The sequence below is a fragment of the Streptomyces sp. NPDC002784 genome (assembly GCF_053592135.1).
Genome location: NZ_JBSFVD010000070.1, coordinates 1 through 7,822, shown reverse-complemented (window position 1 = coordinate 7,822; position 7,822 = coordinate 1). Strand labels below are relative to the sequence as shown.

General features: G+C 73.8%; 6 protein-coding genes. All 6 read left to right on the top strand.

Annotation, left to right across the window (positions count from 1 at the left end; genetic code table 11):
- Window positions 1-3,054: non-ribosomal peptide synthetase (locus ACWD1Z_RS35915; protein WP_451124876.1), on the top strand; the 3,054-nt coding region annotated here is incomplete at its 5' end.
- Between the two features lie 21 nt (window positions 3,055-3,075).
- Window positions 3,076-4,095 carry a guanitoxin biosynthesis L-enduracididine beta-hydroxylase GntD gene (gntD, locus tag ACWD1Z_RS35910; protein ID WP_451124874.1) on the top strand — a complete coding sequence of 340 codons (1,020 nt, stop codon included), beginning with the start codon at window positions 3,076-3,078 and terminating at the stop codon, window positions 4,093-4,095.
- 60 nt (window positions 4,096-4,155) lie between these two features.
- Window positions 4,156-4,905 (top strand): SDR family NAD(P)-dependent oxidoreductase, encoded by a 750-nt coding sequence (locus ACWD1Z_RS35905; protein ID WP_451124872.1) that lies wholly within the window; start codon window positions 4,156-4,158, stop codon window positions 4,903-4,905.
- Between the two features lie 21 nt (window positions 4,906-4,926).
- On the top strand, window positions 4,927-5,397 hold the full coding sequence (locus ACWD1Z_RS35900) for a cobalamin B12-binding domain-containing protein (RefSeq protein WP_451124870.1): 471 nt from the start codon (window positions 4,927-4,929) through the stop codon (window positions 5,395-5,397).
- Window positions 5,397-6,701, top strand: coding sequence for a methylaspartate mutase (locus ACWD1Z_RS35895; RefSeq protein WP_451124868.1), 1,305 nt, complete (start codon window positions 5,397-5,399; stop codon window positions 6,699-6,701). The genes ACWD1Z_RS35900 and ACWD1Z_RS35895 overlap by 1 nt, the downstream gene beginning before the upstream one ends.
- 58 nt (window positions 6,702-6,759) lie before the next feature.
- Window positions 6,760-7,822 (top strand): glutamate synthase-related protein (locus ACWD1Z_RS35890; RefSeq protein ID WP_451124866.1); only part of this gene is annotated, 1,063 nt, incomplete at its 3' end.

Sequence of the window (7,822 nt, the reverse complement as noted above, 5' to 3'; positions counted from 1 at the left end):
GCCGGGCGCACGGATGACAGCCTGGATGACCTGGTCGGCTTCTTCGTCAATACGCTGGTGCTGCGGACGGATGTGTCGGGTGATCCGACGTTCCGGGAGCTGCTGACCCGGGTGCGGGCTTCCGACCTGGAGGCGTATGCGCATCAGGACCTGCCGTTCGAGCGGGTCGTCGAGGCGGTCAACCCCGTCCGCTCCACCGCCCGCCACCCCCTCTTCCAGACCATGCTGCTCCTGAAGAACGGCTCGGGCGGCGGACTGGACCTGGCCGGTACCACGGCCTCGGAACACCATGTCGACGTTCATGTCGCCGAGTTCGACCTGCTGTTCGGCGTCGAGGAGGCCCACACGGCCGACGGCGACCCGGCGGGGCTGCGCTGGACGGTCGAGTACGCCACCGAACTCTTCGACCCCGGCACGATGCGGACCCTGACGGACCGGCTGGTCAGGCTGCTTGCCGCGTTCGCCGGCGACCCGGACGCCCCTGTCGGGCAGGCCGACGTGCTGTCCGCCACGGAACGCGGCCTCGTCCTGGGCGCGTGGAGCGGCGAGGACCCTGCCGCACCGCCGGCCGAACGCCCCGTGCACCGGTACTTCGAGGACCAGGCCGCCGCCCGGCCCGACGCCGCGGCGCTCGTCCTGAACGAGCGGACGCTGACGTTCGGCGAGCTCAACACGCTCGCCAACAGGCTCGCGCACGAACTGATCCGGTGCGGCGCGGGACCCGAGGACCGGGTCGCCGTCCTGCTCGACCGGTCCGTCGAGTCGGTCGTGGCCCTGCTCGCCGTGCTCAAGGCGGGAGCCGTGTACCTGCCCCTGGACACCGGGCATCCGGCCGAGCGCATCGCCCACGTCCTGAAGGACGCCGACGTCCGACTGGTCATCAGCACGGCCGAGTCGGCAGGCACGCTCGCCCCTGACACGGTGCCCGTGCTGCACGTCGACCGGTGCGCGCCGGACGGCCCCGGGCACGACCCGGACGTCCCCGCGCTGCACCCGGCGCACCCCGCCTACATGCTGTACACCTCCGGATCGACCGGGCGCCCCAAGGGTGTCGTCGTGGAGCACCGGGCCCTGGTCAACCTGCTGCACAGCCACGAGTCGACCCTGTTCGCCGCGCATGTACGGGCCACCGGCCGGCCCGCCGCCCGGGTGGCCGTCACCGCGCCGCTCACCTTCGACGCCTCCTGGATGGGACTGCTCGCCCTGTTCGCCGGGCACCAGCTGCACCTCCTCGACGACGCCACCCGGCGCGACCCGGCGGCCATGGTCGGCTACGTCGGACGGCACGGCGTCGACTTCCTCGACACCACACCGACGTACGGCCTGGAGATGCTGGAGCACGGGCTGCTCGGCACCCCCGAACTCACCCCCCGCACCCTGACCTTCGGCGGCGAGGCCATCCCCGAGCCCCTGTGGCGCAGGCTGCTCGCCGAACCGGACGTGACCGCCCACAACTTCTACGGCCCCACCGAATGCACCGTCGAAACGCTGACCACACCCCTGCGCGGCACCTCCACGCCCATCGTGGGGCGGCCCCTGGAGGGCGCCCGGGTGTACGTCCTCGACGAGGCGCTGCGGCCCGTGCCGCCCGGTGTCACCGGAGAGCTGTACATCGCCGGGCGCGGTCTCGCCCGGGGCTACGCCGGGCGGCCCGGCGCGACCGCGGAGCGGTTCGTCGCCAGTCCGTTCGCGGACGGGGCGCGCATGTACCGGTCGGGCGACCTGGCGCGCTGGCGGGCCGACGGCAGCCTGGAGTTCTGCGGGCGCGCCGACGACCAGGTGAAGGTGCGCGGCTTCCGGATCGAGCCCGGCGAGATCGAGGCCGCGCTCGGCCGTCACCCGGACATCGCCCACGGTGCCGTCGTGCTCCGCGAGGACCGGCCGGGCGACCGGCGGCTCGTGGCCTACGCCGTGCCCGTGCCCGGCCGCACGCCCGACCCCTCCGGGCTGCGCGCGTTCCTCGCCGGCACCCTTCCCGAGTACATGGTGCCCGCCGCTTTCGTCGTCCTCGACGCGCTGCCCGTCACCGGCAACGGCAAGCTCGACCGGCGCGCCCTGCCCGCACCCGAGTACGGCGGACTCGGACGGGCGCCCGGAAACGAGCTGGAACGGTCCCTGGCCGCCCTGTTCGAGGACGTCCTCGAGGTGCGCGGCACCGGCGTGGACGACAGCTTCTTCGACCTCGGCGGGCACTCCTTCCTGGCCGCCCGGGTGGTCGCCCGCATCCGCGCCCTGCTGCCCGACGTCCTGGGGGACCTGACCCTGCCCGGGTTCTTCCGCACCCCCACCGTGGCCGCCCTCGCCGCCCGCGCCGACGGCCGGGACAGCGCCGGATCCGACCTGCTGCTGCCCCTGAGCACGTCCGGCACCGGGGCACCGCTGTTCTGCGTTCACCCCGTCACCGGGCTCGCCTGGTGCTACGCGGGACTGGCCGCCGCCCTGGACGACCGGCCCGTGTACGGCCTGCAGACGCGTCGGCCCGGCGCCGACGAACGGGCCCTGCCCGCCCGCTGGGAGACCCTGGTCGACGACTACCTGGGCCGCATCCGCGAGGTGCAGCCGCAGGGGCCGTACCACCTGCTCGGCTGGTCCCTCGGCGGGAACATCGCGCACGCCCTGGCCTGCCGGCTGCGCGCCGAGGGCGAGGAGGTGGCCCTGCTCGCCCTGATGGACGCCTACCCGCTGCGCGGGCCGGCCCTCGACACCCGGTTCGACCCCGACGACATCGCCGCGTTCCTCCGCCGGGAGGGCACCGCCGACGCCGGTCTCGACGCCGGGTTCGACGAGCCGTTCGTGGCGTCGCTGGCGGCCGCCGCCGCGCACACCGTAGCCCTGGCCGAGGCGGCCGAGCCGGGAGTCTTCGACGGCGATCTGCTCCACTTCACGGCCACCGAGGACCGTGACCCCGCCGCCCCCGTGGCGGACGACTGGCGGCCGCACGTCACCGGCCGGATCCACGGCCACGCCGTCGCCTGTGCCCACCTGGACATGACGCGGCCGCAGCCCCTTGCCGAGATCGCCGCCCTCCTGGTCCGCACCCCGCACCGGGACTGACACCGAGGAAAGAGCCGATCCATGATCGAAGAGACCGTCCTGCAGTACGAGTTGTCCGACGCCGAGGTGTCCCGGATACGGGAGGAGGTGGCCGGACTCGCCGCCTCCCTGCCCGACCCGGCCGACCCGGCCCGCTACGCCGACAACCGCTTCGCCGACGCCGGACTGCCCCCGCGCCTGAAGGGCTTCCTGGAGAGCTTCCGGCGCACCGAGTCCGCCGCCGGCCTGCTGATCCACGGCTTCCCCGTCGACGACAGCGCCGTCGGACCGACCCCCGGCCACTGGGACCAGGCCACGGACCCGGCGGCCACCCTGGAACAGGAGCTGTTCCTCGCCATGTGCGCGACCGCGCTCGGCGACCCCTTCACCTGGTCCACCCTGCAACTCGGCCGCATGATCCAGAACATCCTGCCGATCCGCGGCGACGAGGAGCGCCAGAGCGGCCACGGCAGCGCCACCCTGCTGGAGTTCCACACCGAGGACGGCTTCCACCCCGGCCGCTGCGACTATCTGCTGCTGTTCGGGATCCGCAACCACGACCAGGTGCCGACCATCCTGGCCTCCGTCCGGGACGTCAAGCTCAGCCGCGAGGACCTGGCCCTGCTGATGCGTCCGCTGTTCCACATCCTCCCCGACGACGAGCACATCCGGCAGCTGCAGCTGCGGCACCCCGACCACCCGGCGCTCACCCGCATGGAGCAGATGCTGCACTCCCCGGACGCCGTGCCCGTCCTGTTCGGCGACCCCGACCGGCCCTATCTCCGTATCGACCTGCCCTTCATGCGCTGCGCCTCGGACGAGCCGGCGGCCGAACGGGCCGTGTACACCCTGATGGCCGAGCTGGAGCGGGTGCAGCACACCGTCGTCGTGGAGCAGGGCAGCCTGCTGATCGTCGACAACTACCTGGCGGTGCACGGCCGCAAGTCCTACCCCGTGCGCTACGACGGCAGCGACCGCTGGCTGAAGCGGATGATCGTCAGCCGCGATCTGCGCAAGGCGGCCCCGGTGAGCCGGATGACGCGCCACCGGGTGCTGTTCTGACCCCGGCCGCCCGCTGCCCCCTTCTCTTTCCGACCCGCACGTGCCACCTAGGAGTCAGACATGCGCACCGTCGTCATCACCGGCGCGTCCAGCGGCATCGGCCGCGCCACCGCCCTGCGCTTCAGTGAGGCGGGCGACCACGTGGTCAACCTGGACATCAAGGCACCCGAACCGGACGGCCGCCCGGCCGGACGGTGGATACGTGCCGACACCGCCGACTGGAACGCCGTAGGGGAGGCCCTCGCTGACGTCCACCGCGACACCGGACGCCTCGACGTGGTCATCGCCAACGCCGGCATCAGCGTCCGGCACGGCGTCCTGGACATCCAGGAGAAGGACGCCCGCCGCATCACCGACGTCAACCTCCTCGGCGTCCTGGGCGTCTGGCAGGCCGCCGCCCGCCTCATGACCGACCAGGGCCACGGCGTCCTGCTGGCCACGGCATCCGTCAACGGCCGCCGGGGATACCCCTATTACGCCGACTACAACGCCACCAAGGCCGGCATCGTCGCCCTCACCCAGACCTTCGCGCTGGAACTCAGCCCGCTGGTGCGCACCGCCTGCGTCAGCCCCGGCGGTGTGCTCACGCCCATGCAACTCGCCGAGTACACCGAGGAGATGCTCGCCGACACCAACGCGCGCATCCCCGCCGGACGGCACGCCGACCCCGCCGAGATCGCCGCGGCCTTCTTCTATCTGGCCTCGGCCGAGGCCGGCTTCCTCACCGGGCAGGAGCTCGTGATCGACGGCGGGGAGACCGCCGGTGCCACGACGTCCGCGTACGGCACCGCCGTACGGGCCGGGCACTGACCGGACGGGGGAGCAGTCCGCATGCAGACCACCACCCGCGGCGCCGCGGGCCCCACCCGGGGCGCCCCGGCCACCGGGCTCGACATCGTGGTGACCGGCACCTCGTCCGACGCGCACACCTGGAACCTGATCTACCTCGAACTCCTCCTCACCGAGTGGGGACACCGGGTGACCAACCTCGGGGGCTGTGCCCCCGACACACTCGTCGCCACCGAGGCGCTGGCCCAACGCCCCGACCTCGTCGTGGTCAGCAGCGTCAACGGCCACGGTGCCGCCGACGGACTGCGGCTGATCGCGCGGTTCCGCGCCGAACCGCGGCTCGCCGCGCTCCCGGTGGTGATCGGCGGCAAGCTCGGCACCGCCGAGGAGACCACCCGGGCCTGGCTGCCTCGGCTGCGGACCGCCGGGTTCGCGGAGGTGTTCGAGGAGAGCGCCGGGGCCGCGCCCTTTCGCCGCTACCTCGACACGCTCACGGCCGGGGTGTGCCGCTGATGGACGCCCCGACCACCACCGGGTTCGGCGCGTTCGTCCGTAACGCGCGCGAACTCGTCGTCCAGCCCCGCATGGGCTTCGGCTCACCGGAGCGGATGCGCCGGGGCCTGCTCGCCACCCGCGACGCGGACGCCACCGCGGTCGGCACCCTCACCCTCGACAGCTACACCAGGGTCGGCGACCTCAACGCCGCCCGGCGTGCCGTCACCGAGGGCACCGACCTCAACGGCTACCCGCTGCTCACCCACGGCCCGGCCGCCACCCGCCGCATGCTCGACGGGATCGACGGCCCCGGGTTCCCCGTCCAGGTGCGGCACGGGTCCGCCGCCCCGCAGGGCATCGTGCGCGGCCTGCTCGCGGCCGGACTGCACGCCTCCGAGGGCGGCCCCGTCTCCTACTGCCTGCCCTACAGCCGCACCCCGCTGGCCGAGGCCGTGGACAACTGGACCCGGGCCTGCGAACTGCTCGCCGAGGCCCGCCGGCCGGGCGTCGAACCGCATCTGGAGTCCTTCGGCGGCTGCATGATGGGCCAGCTGTGTCCGCCCGGACTGCTCGTCGCGCTGTCCCTGCTGGAAGGGATGTTCTTCGTCCGGCACGGGCTGCGCAGCATCTCCCTGAGCTACGCGCAGCAGACCGACCCGCACCAGGACGAAGAGGCGGTACGAGCGCTGCGGGCGCTCGCCGCCGACCTGCTGCCCGGCGTGGACTGGCACATCGTCGTCTACACCTACATGGGCGTCTATCCGCGCACGCCGTCCGGTGCCCGGGCCCTCCAGGACCGGGCGGTACGGCTGGCGGTGCGGGCCGGTGCGCAGCGGCTCATCGTGAAGACCACGGTCGAGGCGCGCCGCATCCCCACCGTCGCCGAGAACGTCGCCGCCCTGGAGACCTCGGCGCACACCGCCCGCACCGTCCGCCCGGGCGGCCCGGCCGCGCCGGTCGACGGCGACCGGGACAGCCAGGTGTACGCCGAGGCCCGCGCCCTGGTGGAGGCGGTGCTCTGTCTCGGCCCCGACATCGGCCGCGGACTGCTCACGGCGTTCGGCCGGGGCTGGCTCGACGTGCCGTACTGCCTGCACCCCGACAACGCCGGCCGCAGCGCCGGATTCATCGACGAGCGGGGCCGGCTGGGCTGGAGCTCCGTCGGCGCCATGCCGATCGGGCAGGTCGTCAAAGCCCGCCCCGCCGCCGCCCTCACCTCGAGCGGCCTCCTCGACGCGCTGCACTACGTCGAGACCCGCCTGGACCTCGGCGAACTCACCACGACCGGCCCGCACCGCGAGCCCGCGCGGGCCCGCTCATGAGACCGGCCCACGAGCCGGCGCACCACAGCAGCCCACCCATGCGAGGGAGCGATCCGACATGAGCGCACTGCACGCCTCCGGCTTCCCGGAGGACGAGATACGGGCCAGGGCCCGGCAGGGCGCGGCCCGCGTCTTCCCGCCCGCGTCCGCCTACGGCACCGAACTGTTCGGCGCCGTCGGGCGCGGCGGCGACGACGTCCTGGACCGGACCCGGCTGGTGCCGCCGGCCTTCATGCCACGCCGGCTGGAGAAACTGATCGAGCTGGCCCGCGAACCCCTGTACCGGGACGTGGACACGGCCACCGACATCGGCGGCTTCCCGGCCGAACTGCCCTTGTACGTCTCCGCGTTCGGCTCCACCCAGGTCGCCAGCCGCGACCTGGGCGTGGCCGCAGCCCGGCAGGCGGCCCGGCTCGGCATCCCCATCGTCGTCGGCGAGAACATCGGCCCCGTCAACGGCACGGGACGGCTCGGCGAACGCGAGGGCCGCACCCTGCTCGGCCGTATCGCCGCCTACCAGGGCGCCCTGGAGGGCGCCGGCGGTGTGGCCGTACAGCAGTCGACCGAGGACGCCGACGCCGAGATCTGGAACCTCGTCTACAGCGACCCCTCCGTGCGGCCACTGCTGGACGCCGGGCGGCTCGCCTTCGAGCTGAAGGTGGGTCAGGGCGCCAAACCGGGGCTCGGCGGCATGACCGTCGTCGACGCGGCCGACGCCGAGCGGCTGGAGGAGCAGTACGCCGTCGAGCCCGTGCTCGGCCACGGCACCTCCCGAGTGCTGCGCAGCGGCAGCCCCGGCACCTTCACCGAGGAGATCCTCGCCCACCAGGTCCGCCTGATGCGCAACAACTTCCCCCGGGCCAGGATCTGGGTGAAGCTGCCTCCCGCCCGCGACGTGGGGGCCGCGGCCGCCACCGCCTGGGCGGCCGGCGCCGACTCGGTCACCGTCGACGGCGCCGAGGGCGGCTCCGGCTGGGCCCCGCTCGCCTTCCTCGACGACGTGGGCCTGCCGCTCGCGGAGTGCCTGCGCCGGGTGCGGCCGGGACCCGAGGAGTGCCTGCTCGTCAGCGGCCGGATGTGGGAAGGCGCCCGCGCCGCCAAGGCGCTGGCCGCCGGGGCGC

Coding starts and splice junctions, on each gene's coding strand:
- gntD (WP_451124874.1), top strand. CDS start 3,076: ATGATCGAAGAGACCGTCCTGCAGTACGAGTTGTCCGACGCCGAGGTG.
- ACWD1Z_RS35900 (WP_451124870.1), top strand. CDS start 4,927: ATGCAGACCACCACCCGCGGCGCCGCGGGCCCCACCCGGGGCGCCCCG.
- ACWD1Z_RS35895 (WP_451124868.1), top strand. CDS start 5,397: ATGGACGCCCCGACCACCACCGGGTTCGGCGCGTTCGTCCGTAACGCG.
- ACWD1Z_RS35905 (WP_451124872.1), top strand. CDS start 4,156: ATGCGCACCGTCGTCATCACCGGCGCGTCCAGCGGCATCGGCCGCGCC.